Origin of the sequence: Pseudomonas sp. Lz4W (assembly GCF_000346225.2) — a bacterium.
In the GTDB taxonomy this organism is placed as follows: Bacteria; Pseudomonadota; Gammaproteobacteria; order Pseudomonadales; family Pseudomonadaceae; genus Aquipseudomonas; species Aquipseudomonas paraversuta.
Genome location: NZ_CP017432.1, coordinates 779,827 through 798,637, shown reverse-complemented (window position 1 = coordinate 798,637; position 18,811 = coordinate 779,827). Strand labels below are relative to the sequence as shown.

The window sequence follows — 18,811 nt, the reverse complement described above, 5'->3', positions numbered from 1 at the left end:
AACAAAAAAGAACGGCAATAAAAAAAGAAAGCCAAGGAGCCTCAACCATGAAAGTCACAAGCAGCGCATTGTTAGCTTTATCCATCAGCGGCCTTGCCTCGATGGCAGTTGCTGAAGAATTCATCGCGACTGAACTTAAAACCGGCGCCAGCGCGCAAAGTGAAACCAAGGGTTTTGTTGAAGAGCAGACACTGGGCGGTACCACGCGTAACTGGTACGCCAACGAGCTCAAACGCCGTGATGACCGCTTTACCTACAACCACAACGGCACCCGGGAAACCACTCCGCGCCGGATCAACTGGGTACAGGGCACCATCATCGACTACCGGTCGGGGTTCACTGAGGGTACCGTCGGTTTCAGCACCCAGGTCGCGGCTTACAACGCCGTTGCCCTTGACCGCGACGCCAAGGACATCGCCGGACCGAACAACCGCACCCTGACCCACAGCGATGGTGATGCTGTCGGTCAATGGAGCAAGCTGGGCCTGGCCAACCTCAGCGCCCGCATCTCCAACACCACGCTGACCGTAGGCCGACAGAACTTCAGCAGCCCGACCATCGACGTGATCGGCAACCGCGCATTGCCTTCCAGCTTCCAGGGCGTGGGATTGCACAGTGAAGAGTTCAACAACCTGTCCTTCGACGCCGGCTCCTTCGATCGTGTATCGCCACGGACCGAGCAAAGCCTGAGCAAGTTCCGCAGTGAATACGGCGCCACCGGCGTAGAAACCGATCGCGCCAGTGTGGCCGGCCTTAACTACCAACCGTTCAAAAATCTGAAAACCACGCTGTATGCCACCCACGTTGAAGATTTCTGGAACCAGTACTACTTCGGCGCCGTGCACGATATCGGTGACAGCGCCGTACTGGGCCTGAACACCAACTTCAACTACTACAAGACCCTCGACACCGGCAGCAAGGCCCTGGGCAACATCAACAACGACGCCTACAGCCTGGCCTTCGCCCTGAGCCACCAGGCTCATACCCTGTCGCTGTCATTCCAGCAAATCGTCGGTGACGAGTACTTCGACTACCTGCACGAAACCAACGGCATTTACCTGGCCAACTCCTTGCTCTCGGACTTCAACGGCCCGAACGAGAAATCGCTGCAACTGGCCTACAGCATCAACATGGCGCAGTACGGCATCCCGGGCCTGAAGTTCAACGCCTACCACGCCCGTGGCTGGGACATTGACGGTACCCATTACAAGGGCACCGCCTATGACGTCAAGAACATGGACGGCGAAACCCACTACGAGTACAGCGTTGGCACGTCTTATGCTATCCAGAGCGGACCACTCAAGGCCACCGCGATCCGCGCGACCTATACCACGCACCGCGCCAGCAAAAACCAGTCTGACGGCAACATCAACGAGTTCCGTCTGGTAACAACCATTCCATTCAACATCCTTTAATCACCCGATTAAAAAACAAGGTTACGGCTGATCCGGGCATCAGCCGTAACCCTCTAGCTGGTTCAAGCGATTGGAGAAGGGTTGCCATGAAAAGACTTCCACTACGCACCGCTCTTGCTGTGGCACTGCTCAGTACAGCGGTCAGTGTTTCGGCGAAAAACCTGGTGGTCTGCACCGAAGCCAGCCCGGAAGGGTTTGATATCGTTCAGTACACCACTGCCGTGACGGCCGACGCCTCTGCGGAAACCGTGCTCAACCGCCTGGTCGACTTCGCCCCCGGAACCACCGATGTAGAACCGGCCCTGGCCGAACGCTGGGACATCAGCCCCGACGGACTCGAATACACCTTCTATCTGCGCCCCGGCGTGAAGTTCCACAGCACCGACTATTTCAAACCGACCCGCACCCTCAATGCCGATGATGTGCTCTGGAGCTTTCAGCGCCAGCTGGACCCGAATCACCCGTGGCACAAACTTTCCCTGGTCGGCTACCCCTACTTTGAAAGCATGGGCTTTAAAGACCTGCTCAAGAGCGTCGACAAAGTTGACGACATGACCGTCAAGATCACCCTCAACCACGCCGAGTCGCCGTTTCTGCGGGACATCGCCATGCCGTTCAACTCTATCTACTCTGCCGAGTACGCCGACCAGTTGCTCAAGGCCGGTAAAACCGCAGAGCTGAACAGCAAGCCGATCGGCACCGGGCCGTTCATTTTTGTGCGCTACAACAAGGACGCACAGGTGCGCTTCAAGGCCAACCCGGATTACTTCCGTGGCAAGCCGCCCAGCGACGTACTGATCTTCGCCGTCACCACCGACAGCAACGTGCGCCTGCAGAAACTCAAGGCCAACGAGTGCCAGATCGCGCTGTACCCCAAGCCCGATGAAGTCAAAAACATCCGCAAGGACCCGAACCTCAAGGTGGATGAACTGGCCGCACTGATGACCAGTTACATCGCCATGAACTCCAGCCACAAATACCTCAGCGATGTGCGGGTGCGCAAAGCCATAGACATGGCCTTCGACAAACAGACCTACCTCAACACCGTGCACGGTGAAGGCAATGCTCTGGTTGCCATCAACCCCTACCCGCCGACCATGCTTGGCTTCAACAAGGACATGCAAAGCCCGCCCCGGGATCTGGACAAGGCCCGGGCGCTGCTCAAGGAAGCAGGCGTTCCCGAAGGTACGGTACTCACCCTCTTCACCCGCAATGGTGGCGGTCCGACCAATCCCAACCCGATGCTCGGAGCGCAGCTGTTACAGTCCGACCTGCAGAAGATCGGGATCAAACTCGACATCCGGGTCATGGAATGGGGCGAAATGCTCAAGCGTGCAAAAAGTGGCGAGCATGATCTGGTCTCCACCGGTTGGGGCGGAGATAACGGCGACCCGGACAACTTCCTGACTCCACTGCTCAGTTGCGAGGCGGCCAAAAACGGCGAAAACTACGCCCGCTGGTGCAGCAAGGACTTCGAATCACTGATCACCAGGGCCCGCAACATCACTGAACCCGAGCAGCGCGCTGCACTCTATGAGCAGGCACAGGTGATATTCCATCAGGATCAACCCTGGATTAACGTAGTACACCCAATGCTCTTTACCGCCATGCGCAAAAACGTCGAGGGCTACATCCTTAGCCCCCTGACCAACAACAACTTCGCCACCACCCGGGTGAAGTAGAACAATAAAAACACCCGCCATTGCCCACCCGGGCTCTGGCGGACCTGCCTAACCGGCTGATGAGGTACACCACACGATGTTTAGTTTTATTGCCCGCCGAGTGGGGTTGTTGATACCCACTTTCTTCGGCATTACCTTGCTGACTTTTGCCCTGATCCGCATGATTCCGGGCGACCCGGTCGAAGTCATGATGGGTGAACGTCGGGTTGACCCTGAGATGCACGCCCAGGCCATGGAACGGCTTGGCCTGAACAAGCCGCTCTATGAGCAGTATTTCGACTACATCGGCAAGCTCGCCCACGGTGACCTGGGTGAATCACTGAGAACCCGTGAAAGCGTATGGACCGAGTTTTCAGCGCTGTTCCCGGCCACCCTTGAACTGTCGATGGCCGCGCTGTTGTTCGCCGGCATCCTCGGGCTTCTGGCAGGGGTCATTGCAGCACTCAAACGAGGCTCGCTATTTGACCACGGGGTGATGGGCATCTCCCTCGCGGGATATTCGATGCCCATCTTCTGGTGGGGCCTGATTCTGATCATGTTCTTCTCGGTAACCCTGGGCTGGACCCCGGTTTCCGGACGCATCGACCTGCTTTACGACATTGAGCCGAGAACCGGTTTCATGTTGATCGACACACTGCTCAGCGACGAGCCAGAAGCTTTCTGGGACGCGCTGCACCACATGATTCTGCCGGCCATCGTGCTCGGCACCATTCCATTGGCCGTGATCGCCCGGATGACCCGTTCATCCATGCTCGAAGTGCTGCGCGAAGACTACATCCGCACGGCCCGCGCCAAAGGCTTGTCACCTGCCCGGGTCGTATTCGTGCACGGCCTGCGCAATGCGCTGATCCCGGTACTGACCGTCGTGGGTCTGCAAGTCGGCACCCTGCTGGCCGGCGCCGTCCTGACCGAAACCATCTTCTCCTGGCCCGGCATCGGCAAGTGGCTGATCGAAGCCATTGGTGCCCGGGACTATCCCGTGGTGCAAAACGGCATCCTGTTAATCGCCTGCCTGGTGATTCTGGTCAACTTCGTAGTGGACATCCTCTACGGCTTTGCCAACCCACGCATTCGCCACCAGCGCTGAGATTCTGACCATGAGTACATCGACCAACGCTACCGAAGTGGATCAAAGCCTGCTTTATCCCTCGCCTTACAAAGAATTCTGGCACGCCTTTTCCAGGAACAAAGGGGCCGTTGCCGGCCTGATGTTCATGTGCCTGATTGTGTTTTGCGCCCTGTTTGCCCCCTGGGTCGCACCCCATAACCCGAGTGAGCAATACCGCGACTTCCTGCTGACCCCGCCGGTGTGGCTGGAAGGCGGCCAATGGCAATTTCTGCTGGGCACCGACGAACTGGGCCGCGACCTGCTGTCACGCCTGATCGAAGGTTCGCGCCTGTCACTGCTGATCGGCTTGTCCTCGGTGGTCATTTCCCTGATCCCCGGCGTGATTCTGGGCCTGTTTGCCGGGTTCTTCCCGCGCATCCTCGGCCCGGGCATCATGCGTCTGATGGACATCATGCTGGCCCTGCCGTCCTTGCTGCTGGCGGTGGCAATCGTCGCCATCCTCGGCCCTGGCCTGATCAACACCGTGATCGCAATTGCCGTGGTTTCATTGCCGTCCTATGTGCGTCTGACCCGTGCTGCGGTGATGGGCGAACTGAACCGCGACTACGTGACCGCTGCCCGCCTGGCCGGTGCCAGCTTGCCGCGCCTGATGTTCGTCACCGTACTGCCCAACTGCATGGCTCCCCTGATCGTACAGGCCACCCTGAGCTTCTCCTCGGCGATTCTCGACGCTGCGGCTCTGGGCTTCCTCGGTTTGGGCGTACAACCGCCAACCCCTGAATGGGGCACCATGCTGGCCTCGGCCCGTGACTACATCGAACGCGCCTGGTGGGTCGTCAGTCTGCCCGGTTTGACCATTTTGCTCAGCGTGCTGGCAATCAACTTGATGGGCGACGGTCTGCGCGATGCGCTGGACCCGAAACTCAAGAACGCCGCCTGAGGAGATTCCCATGTCACTTTTAGAAATCAAGAATCTCAACGTCCGCTTTGGCGACGCCAAGGCTGTGCCTGTGGTCGACGGTTTGAGCCTGTCTGTGGATAAAGGCGAAGTTCTGGCCATTGTCGGCGAATCCGGTTCCGGTAAATCCGTGACCATGATGGCGCTGATGGGCCTGATCGAGCATCCGGGTATCGTCACTGCCGACGCGCTGAATTTCGACGGCAAAAACATGCTGACCCTCAGCGCCCGTCAACGCCGGAAAATCGTCGGCAAGGACATGGCCATGGTCTTCCAGGACCCGATGACCGCGCTCAATCCCAGCTACACCGTGGGTTTCCAGATCGAAGAAGTCCTGCGCCTGCACCTGAAGATGTCGAAGAAAGAAGCACGCAAACGCGCCATCGAGCTGCTGGAAAAGGTCGAAATTCCCGGCGCGGCCAGCCGCATGGAAGCCTACCCGCATCAGCTTTCGGGCGGCATGAGCCAGCGCGTAGCCATCGCCATGGCGATTGCCGGCGAACCGAAACTGCTGATCGCCGACGAACCGACCACTGCGCTGGACGTGACCATTCAAGCCCAGATCATGGACTTGCTGCTCAATCTGCAACGTGAGCAAAACATGGGCCTGGTGCTGATCACTCACGACCTGGCGGTGGTTGCCGAAACCGCGCAACGGGTGTGCGTGATGTACGCCGGCCAGGCGGTCGAAGTCGGTAGCGTGCCAGGGTTGTTTGACGTACCGGCTCACCCTTACAGCGAAGCCCTGCTGGCGGCGATCCCGGAACACAGCATGGGGGCTTCCCGTCTGGCGACCTTGCCCGGCATCGTGCCGGGGCGTTACGACCGTCCCCAGGGCTGCCTGCTGTCGCCGCGCTGCCCTTATGTACAAGACACCTGCCGCCAGCAACGTCCGGCGCTGGAGCCCAGAGCTCACAGCCAGGTACGCTGCTTCTTCCCCTTGAACCAGGAGGTGGCGTAATGACTGTCGTTCTTACCGCCCGTGACCTCACCCGTCACTACGAAGTGTCCCGCGGCATGTTCAAGGGCCACGCCCTGGTACGCGCCCTCAACGGCGTATCCTTTGAACTGGAGGCAGGCAAAACCCTCGCCGTGGTTGGCGAGTCCGGGTGCGGAAAATCCACCCTGGCCCGCGCCCTGACCCTGATCGAAGAGCCGTCTTCAGGTTCGCTGAAAATCGCCGGCCAGGAAGTCGCCGGGGCCAACAAGGCTGAACGCAAGCAACTGCGCAAAGACGTTCAGATGGTGTTCCAGAGCCCTTACGCCTCGCTCAACCCGCGGCAAAAGGTCGGTGATCAGTTGGCCGAGCCGTTACTGATCAACACCAGCCTGAGCGCCAGCGAACGCCGCGATAAAGTGCAGGCGATGATGAAGCAAGTGGGTTTGCGCCCTGAGCATTACCATCGCTACCCGCACATGTTCTCGGGTGGCCAGCGCCAGCGGATCGCCCTGGCGCGCGCCATGATGCTGCAACCCAAGGTGCTGGTGGCCGACGAACCGACCTCCGCCCTCGACGTATCGATTCAGGCGCAGGTGCTCAACCTGTTCATGGATTTGCAGCAGGAGTTCAACACCGCCTACGTGTTCATCTCCCACAACCTGGCGGTGGTCAGGCATGTCGCCGATCAGGTCCTGGTGATGTACCTCGGCCGCCCGGTAGAAATGGGGCCCAAGGAGGAGATCTACACCCGCCCGTTGCACCCCTATACCCAGGCGCTGCTGTCGGCCACACCGACCATCCACCCGGACCCGAACAAGCCGAAAATCAAAATCGTCGGCGAGTTGCCCAACCCGTTGAACCCGCCGTCGGGCTGCGCCTTCCACAAGCGCTGCCCCTATGCGACCGAGCTGTGCAGTACAGAGGAACCGGCCCTGCGCCTGCTGGACAACCGCCAGGTTGCCTGCCATCACGCGGAGCAGTTCTTGAGCGTTTAACACCGACAAACAACCTGTGGGAGCCGGGCACCCTTATCGCTGGCAAGCCAGCTCCCACGGGCCATGTAACATCCAGCTCATAACCCTGCAGGAGCGAGCCTCTCAACAATACAGCGCTCGATAAAAAGCTCGCGAGCAAGCTCGCTCCTACATCATGTCACCGCGTCACCGGGCCGGGGAGCAGGGACAAAGCCGGATTCTGACTGTCAGGACTGGCTGTCCCCCTCGTCGCCTTCATCACCGTTGTCGCCGTTGTCGCCACCGCCATCCGCGCCGCCATCACCGTCCGTTTGATCATCATCCCCCGAACTGCCGCCCTGCCCCTGATCACCAGGTTCAGAGTCAGACTTGTAGATGGCATGCACCGTGGGGCCAGCGACACCAGTGGCCGAAGCCCCGACTCCCGGAAGCGTCAGCGGATTGCTCGCCCATGCGGCTGAAGCACTCACCGTCAGCAAGACCAATACTTTGAGCAACAACACCATGCGTTGAAAAAGCCTCATCGCGAACTCCACCTTGTCGTAGGAAAGATACGATTTAAACCTAGTCCGCCTGCGGCGCTTTTTCCCGAAAAGCTTTTGCCCGCAATAGATCTATTTGGACTTACCCGACCGAAATTGTTATGGGCTTTTGTAACCCGAGGTTCGAGGATTTACGGGCAAAAAAAAGCGAAGCCCGCAGGCTTCGCTTTTTTAACCAGAACCCCGTAGCTCTTAGTGATGCTCACGGGTGGCGCGGAATTTCACATCTGGCCAGCGCTCTTCCATCAACGCCAGGTTAACCCGGGTCGGCGCCAGGTAGGTCAGGTGACCACCGCCGTCAATCGCCAGGTTTTCCACTGCCTTGATCTTGAACTCCTCAAGCTTCTTCTTATCGTCGCAATCAATCCAGCGCGCCGAGTACACGGTGATCGGCTCATAGGAGCATTCCACCTTGTATTCGCCTTTCAGGCGGCTGGCGACCACGTCGAACTGCAGCACACCAACGGCACCCAGAATGATGTCATTGCTGCGCTCCGGGAAGAACACCTGGGTGGCGCCCTCTTCGGCCAGTTGCTGCAAACCCTGACGCAGCTGCTTGGATTTGAGCGGATCGCGCAGACGGACGCGACGGAACAGCTCCGGGGCGAAGTGCGGAATACCGGTAAAGCTCAGGCTCTCACCTTCGGTGAAGGTGTCACCGATCTGGATCGTGCCGTGGTTGTGCAAGCCGATGATGTCCCCGGCAAACGCCTCTTCCAGCTGTTCACGCTCGGAAGAGAAGAACGTCAGGGCGTCGCCGATACGGATGTCTTTGCCGGTGCGCACGTGGCGCATTTTCATGCCCTTTTCGTATTTGCCCGAGCAGATACGCATAAAAGCGATACGGTCACGGTGCTTGGGGTCCATGTTCGCCTGGATCTTGAACACGAAGCCACTGAACTTCTCTTCAGTCGGCTCCACCGTGCGCTCGTTGGCCACCCGGGGCAACGGCTCCGGAGTCCAGTTGACCACCGCGTCGAGCACGTGATCGACACCAAAGTTGCCCAGTGCCGTACCGAAGAACACCGGTGTCAGCTGGCCGTCGAGGAACTCCTGCTGGTTGAATTCATGGCAGGCACCCTGGACCAGCTCCAGCTGGTCAACAAAGCGCTGGTACTCGTCACCCAGGTGCGCACGGGCCTCATCGGAATCGAGCTTCTCGATGATTTTGGTTTCAGTGCGCTCATGGCCATGACCGGCGGTGTAGACAATGATGTAGTCATCGGCCAGGTGGTAAACACCCTTGAAATCGCGGTAGCAACCAATCGGCCAGGTGATCGGCGCGGCCTTGATCTTGAGGACAGCTTCAATCTCGTCCAGCAACTCGATCGGGTCGCGGATATCGCGGTCGAGTTTGTTGATAAAGCTGACGATTGGCGTGTCCCGCAGACGACAAACGTCCATCAGGGCGATGGTCCGGGGCTCAACACCTTTACCGCCATCGAGCACCATCAAGGCCGAGTCGACCGCGGTCAGGGTGCGGTAAGTATCTTCCGAGAAGTCTTCGTGGCCCGGGGTGTCGAGCAGGTTGATCATGTGGTCGCGATACGGGAACTGCATGACCGACGTGGTAATCGAAATACCCCGTTGCTTCTCCATTTCCATCCAGTCGGAGGTGGCATGGCGGTCGGACTTTCGCGATTTCACCGTACCGGCGATCGCAATCGCCTTACCCATCAGCAACAGCTTTTCGGTGATGGTGGTCTTACCCGCATCGGGGTGGGAAATAATGGCGAAAGTGCGGCGTTTCGCGACTTCGGCGGCCTGGTTGGTCATGGGAAATCGCCTGACGATTGATTCAAAAAAGGGCGCGGATTATAGCTCAAATTAGGCCCATGCAGCCACCGTTGGTGCCATGGCTCGTCGGACAAGGGTGGCAATCTGCCGTAAAAAATGTGAACCTTTTGTGCAGTGGAGGCGTCCACTCTCCTGATACGACAAACCGTCAGGTGCTGAAATATCAGCAAGTTAGCCTGACGAGGCTGCGCTAATGACAGGTGATGGCGGCGCTTTTTCGCCCCCCACCCGTTGCTCTTCGCGAACTCATCGTCGGCAGCCAGGAATGGCATTGCCACACGACAATGTGTTCGCCGACCAAGAAAAAAAAGGAGTCCGCCTGTGGCTAATCGCTATGGAAAAGGGCTTATAGGAGGTGTGATTGTTCTCGCACTCCTGGCCCTGTTGGTCCACTGGATCGGCATCAGCACTATCGAACACTATCAAGATGATCTGTTGTTCTACCTGCAAGCCCATCTGTACCTCGTACTCGTTTCAATGTTTGCCGCCCTCCTTGTAGGGATCCCCGCGGGCATTTTCCTCAGCCGACCAAGTATGGCCGGACGTGCGGAACGCTTCATGCAAGTCTTCAACATCGGCAACACCGTGCCACCGCTGGCCGTACTGGCCATTGCGCTTGGCTTTCTGGGGATCGGTAGCGGCCCTGCCATCTTCGCCCTGTTTCTCGCCTCGTTGCTGCCCATTGTGCGCAACACCTATGAGGGCCTGAAAAACGTTCAGGGTTCACTCAAAGAAGCCGCCGTCGGCATCGGCATGACCCCGCGCCAAGTGCTGTGGCGAGTCGAAATGCCCAACGCCGTGCCCATCATCATGGGTGGCGTAAGGGTCGCACTGGCGATCAACGTCGGCACCGCCCCTTTGGCGTTCCTGATTGGCGCCAACAGCCTGGGCAGCCTGATTTTCCCTGGTATCGCCCTCAATAATCAGCCGCAACTCATCCTCGGCGCAGCCTGTACCGCGCTGCTGGCATTGCTGCTTGACGGCCTGGTGATCTTCATCAGCCGCCGCTGGCTGGAACGCGGTCTACGACCTGCATAAGGTCTGGCTGAGCAAAGGAATACGCATGAAAAAATTAAGCTTGTTTTTAGGCTGCATCCTGCTGTTCGCAGGAATTGCCCAGGCCGCAGAAAAACCCCTGGTCCGGATTGGGGCGCGGGTTTTTACCGAGCAAACCCTGCTCGCTGAAATCACCTCGCAATACCTCAAGAGCAAGGGCTACAACGCTCAGGTAACCGGCGGGCTGGGCAGCAGCCTGGCGCGCAGCGCCCAGGAGTCCGGGCAGCTGGACCTGATCTGGGAATACACCGGCGTGTCACTGGTGGCCTATAACCACGTGACCGAAAAACTCGACAGCGAGCAATCCTTCGAGCGGGTCAAAGAGCTCGACGGTAAAAAAGGCCTGGTCTGGCTGCACCCGTCCAAGTTCAGCAACACCTATGCCCTGGCGCTGCCAGAAAACGTGGCCAAGGAACACCCGGAAATCAACAGCATCAGCGATCTGAACAAGGCCCTGCGCGACCCGGCGAATAAAGGCGCCCTGGTCTCACTGGATACCGAGTTCGCCAATCGCTCCGACGGGTTGATCGGCATGGCCGAGCTGTATGACATGGACCTGACCCGCAAAAACATCCGGCAAATGGACGCTGGCCTGGTCTATACCTCGCTGAAAAACGGCCAGGTGTTTGCAGGGCTGGTCTACACCACTGACGGTCGCCTGAGCGCTTTCAACCTCAAGTTGCTCGACGACGACAAGCATTACTTCCCGGATTACACCGCCGCTCCCGTAGTACGCAAAGCCTACCTGGACCAGCACCCGGATCTGGCTGACCTGCTCAAGCCACTGGCGGACCTGTTTGACGACGAAACCATGCGCCAACTCAACGCCCGGGTCGACGTCGACCACGAAAGCCCGTCCAAGGTGGCCGCAGACTTCCTGCGCCAGCACCCACAGCTTTTAGCTAACTGACCCGGAGGAAAAGACATGGAATTTCTAAACGCCTTTTCCAACATGGACTGGAATCAGGTCATGCACCTGACCCTGCAACACATTGCTCTGGTCGGGATCGCCGTGACCCTGGCCATTGTGGTTGGCGTACCGCTGGGCGTACTGATGACACGCTTCCCGTCACTGGCCGGCCCCATGCAGGCCAGCGCCACCGTGTTGCTGACCATCCCCTCGATTGCCCTGTTCGGCCTGCTGCTGCCGTTCTATTCCAAGTTCGGCCAGGGCCTGGGCCCGATGCCCGCCATCACCGCAGTGTTCCTGTACTCATTGCTGCCGATCATGCGTAACACCTTCCTTGCCCTGACCGGCGTGGAACCGGGCATACGTGAAGCCGCCCGCGGTATCGGCATGACCTTCGCCCAGCGCCTGCGCATGGTTGAACTGCCGATCGCGGTACCGGTGATCCTGGCCGGTGTGCGCACCGCCGTGGTGATGAACATTGGTGTAATGACGATTGCCGCCACCATCGGTGCCGGCGGTCTGGGTGTACTTATTCTTGCTGCAATCAGCCGTAGCGACATGTCGATGCTGATCGTCGGCGCGGTACTGGTCAGTCTTCTGGCCATCTTCGCCGACCTGCTTTTGCAATGGCTGCAACGCACGCTGACTCCAAAAGGATTACTCAAATGATCGAACTTCAAAACCTCAGCAAGACCTTCCAAAGCAACGGCAAAGATGTAAAAGCCGTGGACTCGGTAAGCCTGACCGTCAACGAAGGCGAAATCTGCGTGTTCCTCGGGCCTTCGGGTTGCGGTAAAAGCACCACGCTGAAAATGATCAACCGCCTGATCAAGCCAACCTCCGGCAAGATCCTGATCAACGGCGAAGACACCACCGACCTCGACCCGGTCACCCTGCGCCGCAATATCGGTTATGTGATCCAGCAGATCGGTCTGTTCCCCAACATGACCATCGAGGAGAACATCACCATCGTTCCGCGCCTGCTGGGCTGGGACAAGCAAAAGTGCCATGACCGTGCCCGTGAACTGATGAGCATGATCAAGCTCGAGCCCAAGCAGTACCTGACCCGCTACCCCCGTGAACTGTCGGGTGGCCAGCAACAGCGCATCGGCGTGATTCGCGCCCTGGCCGCCGACGCACCGCTGCTATTAATGGATGAGCCGTTCGGCGCGGTCGACCCGATCAACCGCGAAATGATCCAGAACGAATTCTTCGAGATGCAGCGCGCGCTGAACAAGACCGTGATCATGGTCAGCCACGACATTGACGAAGCGATCAAGCTGGGCGACAAAATCGCCATCTTCCGCGGCGGCAAGCTGCTGCAGATGGATCACCCGGACACTCTGCTCGCCCACCCGGCCGACGACTTTGTCAGCAACTTTGTCGGTCAGGACAGCACCCTCAAGCGCCTGTTGCTGGTCAAGGCTGAAGACGCGGCCGACAACGCGCCGTCGGTCAGCCCGGAGACACCGGTGGCCGAAGCACTGGAACTGATGGACGAGCTGGACCGTCGCTACGTCGTCGTCACCTGTGCCGACAACAAGGCCCTGGGCTATGTGCGCCGTCGCGACCTGCATCGCCAGACCGGCACTTGCGGCCAGTACCTGCGCGAGTTCACCGCCACTGCAGCCTCCGACGAACACTTGCGCATCCTGCTGTCGCGCATGTACGAGTTCAACCGCTCATGGTTGCCGGTAATGGATGCCGAACGGGTATTCCTCGGTGAAGTGACCCAGGAATCCATCGCTGCCTACTTGAGCTCCGGCCGCTCCCGCGGGGCCAAGACCAGCATTGTTTCACCGGCTGATATGGCCACTGCCTAGATAACCGATCCTGCGGGAGCCTGGCTTGGCGGCGATGCAAACAACGCGGTTTTACTGACAGACCGTGCAGATGCCATCGCTGGCAAGCCAGGCTCGCGCAGCAGGGCACAACTCATCGCTCCCCTTCAAATCCCCTTCTGCGGGAACATCACACTGTCATCAAGGTCGGTTACTTAAATAGCCGAAATTGAACCCCCGACGAATTCGTGCAAATACGCGACATTTTTAGTTGATCAAAGGGCAATCACGCCCTAAAGTTCGCGCCGAACATCCATGCTGGAAACGATCCATCCGGCTCAAGTACTGACGACGAGACAGCAAGGTTCATTTACCTTTTTTGCTTTCGGCGGACATGCCTTGGGAAGTAGGCGAACCAAAGTGGGGATACGGAGGATGTTCAGTTGCACCCATTTATCTATGACGTTTGCCACTTGGAGTCCCTCCTCATGTCGATTCAGGTCGAAGACTATTACGCGCGCGAAACCTTCAACAAAATGAAGGCTTTTGCCGACACCCAGGAAACCCCGTTCGTGGTGATCGACACCGCCATGATCAGCAAGGCTTACGATGACCTGCGCGCAGGTTTCGAGTTCGCCAAGGTGTACTACGCGGTCAAGGCCAACCCGGCAGTCGAAATCATCGACCTGCTGCGCGACAAGGGCTCAAGCTTCGACATCGCGTCGATCTATGAACTGGACAAAGTGATGGATCGGGGCGTTTCCCCGGATCGCATCAGCTACGGCAACACCATCAAGAAGTCCAAGGACATCCGCTACTTCTACGAGAAGGGCGTGCGCCTGTTTTCCACCGACTCCGAAGCTGACCTGCGCAACATCGCCAAGGCCGCCCCGGGTTCGAAAATCTACGTGCGTATCCTCACCGAAGGCTCAACTACGGCTGACTGGCCACTGTCGCGCAAATTCGGCTGCCAGACCGATATGGCCATGGATCTGCTGATCCTTGCCCGTGACCTGGGCCTGGTGCCTTACGGCATTTCGTTCCACGTGGGCTCGCAGCAACGGGACATCAGCGTGTGGGACGCGGCGATTGCCAAGGTCAAAGTGATCTTCGAGCGCCTCAAGGAAGAAGACGGCATTGTTCTCAAGCTGATCAACATGGGCGGCGGCTTCCCGGCCAACTACATCACCCGCACCAACAGCCTGGAAACCTACGCTGAAGAGATCATCCGTTTCCTCAAGGAAGACTTCGGTGACGAACTGCCGGAAATCATCCTTGAGCCTGGCCGTTCGCTGATTGCCAACGCCGGGATCCTGGTCAGTGAAGTGGTGCTGGTTGCGCGTAAATCCCGTACCGCTGTCGAGCGCTGGGTTTACACCGATGTGGGCAAATTCTCGGGCCTGATCGAAACCATGGACGAAGCCATCAAGTTTCCGATCTGGACTGAGAAGAAAGGCGAGATGGAAGAAGTGGTCATCGCCGGCCCGACCTGCGACAGCGCCGACATCATGTATGAAAACTACAAATACGGCCTGCCACTGAACCTGGCAATCGGGGACCGCCTGTACTGGCTGTCCACCGGTGCTTACACCACCAGCTACAGCGCAGTTGAATTCAATGGCTTTCCGCCGCTGAAATCCTTCTACCTGTAAACGCAGCCCCTAAAAAAACCCATGACCTGTCATGGGTTTTTTTATGCCCGCAGCCTGTAGCCGCGAGCTCGCGCCTACAGAATCTCGGCTGCCCGCTGCTGGTAAGCCGTGGCCAATGCCCGGATTTGCGGGTGCCCGGCATTCAATAAGGTCAGGGCCGCGACCTTGAGAAATTTAAGATTGCCCCCCGCCAACGCGCGCTCAAACCAGATCAACGCCTGATCGATTTCCCCCGACTCGGCCAGCACCGAGGCGTGGCTGAACTGCCCACGAAAGTCCCCCGCTTCAGCCGAGCGCCGGTACCACAGGCATGCTGCCTCTTGATCGGCAGGGCAATGCACACCCTCCTCCAGATAACGCCCCAGCAAGTTCATGGATTTGGCGTGCCCCAACTGCGCCGCCCGACGGTAATAAAACTGAGCCGTGATCTGGTCTTCAGCCACGCCGCGCCCGGTGGCCAGCAAGTTGGCGTAGTTGTACATCGCCCAGTCCAGCCCGGCTTCAGCCGCCTGGCGATACTCCAGGCTGGCCAGGGTCCAGTCCACAGGCCCGCCCCAGCCCAGTTCCCAGCAGCGCCCCAACATGTTGCGCGCCATCAGGTGATCAGCATTGGCGGCAATCTGAAACCAGCGTCTGGCCAGAGCCGGGTCGCGCTCAATCCCCTGCCCGTCCAGCAGAATCTGCCCCAGCAAGGCCTGACCGTCGACGATGCCCTGGCGGGCCGCGAGCAAAATCGCCTGCGCTGCCCGCGCCGGGTTTTCAGCGAGCATGGCTTTGAGCTGCTCGCCGTCGAGTACTTCTTCACGACGCAGTTGAAATGGCATCCCTAAACCTCAACCCAGCGCCGCAACAGGTTGTGATAAGTGCCCGTGAGCCGGATCAACGAGGGGTGATCGGGTACGTCGCGGGTCAGCTGCTGAATGGCGTTATCCATTTCAAACAGCAAGGTGCGCTGGCTGTCTTCACGCACCAGGCTTTGGGTCCAGAAGAACGAGGCATAGCGTGCGCCACGGGTGACCGCATTGACCTTGTGCAGGCTGGTACCGGGGTACAGGACCATGTCGCCAGCAGGCAATTTGACCTGCTGCACACCGTAGGTGTCCTGAATCACCAGCTCGCCACCGTCATAGTCATCGGGGTCGCTGAAAAACAGGGTGGCCGACAAGTCAGTCCGCACCCGCTCGGGACTGCCCTTGGGCTGGCGCACGGCGTTGTCGATATGAAAATCGAAACTGCCACCGCCGGTGTAGCAATTGACCAGCGGCGGGAAGACTTTGTGCGGCAAGGCAGCCGACATGAACAACGGGGTTTGCCACAGCCGGTCAATCATTGCCGCGCCAATTTCCTTCGCCAACGGGTGCCCTTCAGGCAACTGCAGGTTGTGCTTGGCCCTGGCGGACTGAAAGCCGGCGGTGATTTTGCCGTCAGCCCACTCGGTCTGCTCCAGCGCCTCACGAATGCGCTGCACCTCTTCACGGGAAAACAAGCCGGGAATATGCAACAGCATGGCGCGATACCAGTTAGCGAAGGGACGGCAATGGTATTGATTCTTATTGTTCGTGTAAAACCCTGTTAGGACACCGGAGACGAATGAGTGTGAAAAAACCGTAAAGGGAAATTGTAAAGATTGTAAATTTAGCGCTAATAGTAATTGATCTCAATTGATACAAGGAATTGTTTGCACTATATTTCGCGGCTCAAATTCTGGGGCAAGGGATCTTCACATGTCGCGCCAACTTATAAAAATACCTGTCAGCTCACCGCGTTTACTGGCTTCGGCTATCGGTGTCGCGATTACCGCGACCTCTGCAGCCCATATGGCTCAGGCTGCCGAAAGCACGGACAGCAAAGCACAGGGCAACAGTATTTCCCTTGGCGCGACCACGGTTTCAGGCGAGCAGAACGAGCAGTCCTACCAGATTGAAAAAGCCGACTCCCCGAAGTACACAGCGCCCCTGATTGATACGCCCCGCTCGATCACCGTGATCCCGCAACAACTGATCAAGGATACGGCCGCAACTTCCCTGCAAGACGCATTGCGCACCGTTCCAGGCATTACCTTCGGCGCAGGTGAAGGCGGTAACCCGCAAGGCGACCGGCCGTTCATTCGCGGCTTTGACGCCCAGGGCGACACCTATCTGGACGGCGTGCGCGATACCGGCGCCCAGACCCGCGAGATTTTCGCCGTTGAATCGATTGAAGTCGCCAAAGGCCCGAACTCGGCCTTCGGCGGTCGCGGTGCAGCCGGCGGCACCATCAACATGGTCAGCAAGAAAGCCCATCTGGGTAATTCGTTTGATGGCGGCTACACCTGGGGCTCGGATCAGACCCAACGCTATACCCTGGACGGTAACTATCAGTTCAGCGATACCGTTGCCGGTCGTCTGAACCTGATGAGCCACGAAAGCAATGTGGCCGGTCGCGACAATGTCAATTACGACCGCTGGGGTATTGCTCCTTCCCTGGCGTTTGGCCTGGGCACCGATACCCGGGTCAACGTCGATTACTACCACATGGAAAGTAACGACCTGCCGGACTCGGGTATTCCTTACGGTTTCTCGGTGGGCAAAACCCATACCGCAGACAGCCCGGACAAGCCGAACGACGGTGGCGACAGCAGCAATTTCTACGGCCTGAAAGATCGTGATTTCCGCAAAACCCGCGCCGATATCACTACTTTTTCGTTTGAACACGACTTCAGCGAAGACCTGCACGTCAAGAACACCCTGCGCCACGGCAACACCCTGCAGGATTACATCCTGACCCAGCCGGACGACAGTAAAGGCAACGTCAACAACGGCAGCGTCTGGCGCCGGGCCAACACCCGCGTGAGCAACACCGCCACCACCACCAACCAGACCGATCTGTTTGGTGACGTATATATCGCCGGCTTCAAAAACAGCTACTCCACCGGTATCGAACTCAGCCGCGAGACCAGCAGCAAGTCGTCCTATACCGTTAATACCAGCACCACCCCGGGTACCGCTGGCGGCTCTAACTGCACTCCTGGCATGATCGGCGCCCCAAGCGACTGGAACTGCACATCCCTGGGCAACCCGAATGCCAATGATCCATGGAACGGCTCGATCGCACGCAACTATGCCGGTACTGACAGCGCCAACACCACACGCGCCATTTATGCGATGGACACGCTGGAACTGTCACCTGAGTGGCTGCTGAACATGGGCCTGCGTTACGACCACTTCGAGACCAAGTACAAATCGTACACGGCCGCCGGAGCGACCACTTACAAGGGATCTGACACTAGTGACTTCTTCTCCGGCCAGCTCGGCCTGGTGTGGAAAGTCCAGCCTAACGGCAGCGTCTACGTGTCTTACGCCACCTCGGCCACCCCGCCGGGCTCGATGCTGGACAGCAATGAAACCAACCCGTTGAGCGGTACTCCGGATCGCACCGGCAAGATTCTGGCCAGCGACATGGAACCGGAAGAAACCACCAACTATGAACTCGGTACCAAGTGGGATGTGTTCAACGACCGCCTGTCTCTGACGGCAGCCATCTTCCGCACCGAAAAAGAGAACACCCGGGTCCAGACAGACGCTGACACCTACGAGAACGCCGGCAAAACCCGCGTCGACGGCATCGAACTGTCTGCCTCCGGTAAAATCACCGAGCAATGGCAAGTGTTTGCGGGCTACACCTATCTGGACGGCAAGCAGCGCGATGGCGGCCCTTTGAACAAGGCTACCGATGGCAACCAGCTGCCCAACACCCCGAAAAACAGCGCCAGCCTGTGGACCACTTATGCGATCACACCCAAGCTGACCATCGGCGGCGGTGCATTCTACGTGGATGAAGTATTCGGTAACGTCGCCAACTCGACTTACGTTCCGGCTTACACCCGCTACGACGCAATGGCCAGCTACAAGCTGACCAAAAACGTTGATCTGCAACTGAACGTACAGAACCTGACCGACAAGACTTACTACGACAAAGCCTTTTCGACCCACTTCGCCAACCAGGCGGCGGGCCGTACAGCCTTGTTGACCACCAGCGTTCATTTCTGATGCCAAC

16 protein-coding genes are annotated in these 18,811 nt (G+C 58.5%); 12 read left to right on the top strand and 4 right to left on the bottom strand.

What is annotated here, in order from left to right; genetic code table 11:
* Positions 1 to 47: 47 nt before the first annotated feature.
* The 6 genes from B195_RS03845 (at position 48) to B195_RS03820 (ending at position 7,059) form a co-directional block, all read left to right on the top strand.
* Positions 48 to 1,415 carry an OprD family porin gene (locus B195_RS03845; RefSeq protein ID WP_003443785.1) on the top strand — a complete coding sequence of 456 codons (1,368 nt, stop codon included), beginning with the start codon at positions 48 to 50 and terminating at the stop codon, positions 1,413 to 1,415.
* 86 nt (positions 1,416 to 1,501) lie between these two features.
* Positions 1,502 to 3,097: an ABC transporter substrate-binding protein gene (locus tag B195_RS03840; RefSeq protein WP_003443787.1), complete on the top strand. Its 1,596-nt coding sequence runs from the start codon at positions 1,502 to 1,504 to the stop codon at positions 3,095 to 3,097.
* 76 nt (positions 3,098 to 3,173) lie between these two features.
* The gene (locus B195_RS03835) at positions 3,174 to 4,184 is read left to right on the top strand and encodes an ABC transporter permease subunit (RefSeq protein ID WP_003443789.1); all 1,011 of its coding nucleotides are present in this window, start codon (positions 3,174 to 3,176) and stop codon (positions 4,182 to 4,184) included.
* Between the two features lie 10 nt (positions 4,185 to 4,194).
* Entirely contained in the window at positions 4,195 to 5,106 is a 912-nt protein-coding gene (locus B195_RS03830) for an ABC transporter permease subunit (protein ID WP_003443791.1), read from the top strand.
* Between the two features lie 10 nt (positions 5,107 to 5,116).
* The gene (locus B195_RS03825) at positions 5,117 to 6,085 is read left to right on the top strand and encodes an ABC transporter ATP-binding protein (protein ID WP_003443792.1); all 969 of its coding nucleotides are present in this window, start codon (positions 5,117 to 5,119) and stop codon (positions 6,083 to 6,085) included.
* Complete coding sequence (locus tag B195_RS03820) at positions 6,085 to 7,059, top strand: peptide ABC transporter ATP-binding protein (protein ID WP_003443793.1); 975 nt, start codon at positions 6,085 to 6,087, stop codon at positions 7,057 to 7,059. The genes B195_RS03825 and B195_RS03820 overlap by 1 nt, the downstream gene beginning before the upstream one ends.
* A gap of 206 nt (positions 7,060 to 7,265) precedes the next feature.
* Here B195_RS03820 and B195_RS03815 read toward each other — a convergent pair whose 3' ends face one another.
* Positions 7,266 to 7,562: a hypothetical protein gene (locus tag B195_RS03815; protein ID WP_003443794.1), complete on the bottom strand. Its 297-nt coding sequence runs from the start codon at positions 7,560 to 7,562 to the stop codon at positions 7,266 to 7,268.
* A 210-nt stretch (positions 7,563 to 7,772) separates the two neighbouring features.
* Complete coding sequence (locus tag B195_RS03810) at positions 7,773 to 9,356, bottom strand: peptide chain release factor 3 (RefSeq protein WP_003443795.1); 1,584 nt, start codon at positions 9,354 to 9,356, stop codon at positions 7,773 to 7,775.
* 342 nt (positions 9,357 to 9,698) lie between these two features.
* Here B195_RS03810 and B195_RS03805 point away from each other — a divergent pair, with 342 nt between their 5' ends.
* The 5 genes from B195_RS03805 (at position 9,699) to B195_RS03785 (ending at position 14,776) form a co-directional block, all read left to right on the top strand.
* Positions 9,699 to 10,415, top strand: coding sequence for an ABC transporter permease (locus B195_RS03805; RefSeq protein WP_029612199.1), 717 nt, complete (start codon positions 9,699 to 9,701; stop codon positions 10,413 to 10,415).
* 25 nt (positions 10,416 to 10,440) lie between these two features.
* The gene (locus tag B195_RS03800) at positions 10,441 to 11,343 is read left to right on the top strand and encodes a glycine betaine ABC transporter substrate-binding protein (protein ID WP_003443797.1); all 903 of its coding nucleotides are present in this window, start codon (positions 10,441 to 10,443) and stop codon (positions 11,341 to 11,343) included.
* 15 nt (positions 11,344 to 11,358) lie between these two features.
* On the top strand, positions 11,359 to 12,012 hold the full coding sequence (locus tag B195_RS03795; protein WP_003443798.1) for an ABC transporter permease: 654 nt from the start codon (positions 11,359 to 11,361) through the stop codon (positions 12,010 to 12,012).
* Positions 12,009 to 13,166, top strand: coding sequence for a betaine/proline/choline family ABC transporter ATP-binding protein (locus B195_RS03790; protein ID WP_003443800.1), 1,158 nt, complete (start codon positions 12,009 to 12,011; stop codon positions 13,164 to 13,166). Before B195_RS03795 ends, B195_RS03790 begins: the two co-directional genes overlap by 4 nt.
* Before the next feature lie 446 nt (positions 13,167 to 13,612).
* Positions 13,613 to 14,776 carry a type III PLP-dependent enzyme gene (locus tag B195_RS03785; RefSeq protein ID WP_003443803.1) on the top strand — a complete coding sequence of 388 codons (1,164 nt, stop codon included), beginning with the start codon at positions 13,613 to 13,615 and terminating at the stop codon, positions 14,774 to 14,776.
* Positions 14,777 to 14,850: 74 nt separating this feature from the next.
* Here B195_RS03785 and B195_RS03780 read toward each other — a convergent pair whose 3' ends face one another.
* On the bottom strand, positions 14,851 to 15,600 hold the full coding sequence (locus tag B195_RS03780; RefSeq protein ID WP_003443804.1) for a tetratricopeptide repeat protein: 750 nt from the start codon (positions 15,598 to 15,600) through the stop codon (positions 14,851 to 14,853).
* Positions 15,601 to 15,602: 2 nt separating this feature from the next.
* Entirely contained in the window at positions 15,603 to 16,283 is a 681-nt protein-coding gene (locus B195_RS03775) for a Fe2+-dependent dioxygenase (protein ID WP_003443806.1), read from the bottom strand.
* 217 nt (positions 16,284 to 16,500) lie between these two features.
* Between B195_RS03775 and B195_RS03770 the strand changes: the two genes are divergently transcribed.
* Positions 16,501 to 18,804, top strand: coding sequence for a TonB-dependent siderophore receptor (locus tag B195_RS03770; protein ID WP_003443808.1), 2,304 nt, complete (start codon positions 16,501 to 16,503; stop codon positions 18,802 to 18,804).
* The last annotated feature ends 7 nt before the right edge of the window (positions 18,805 to 18,811 follow it).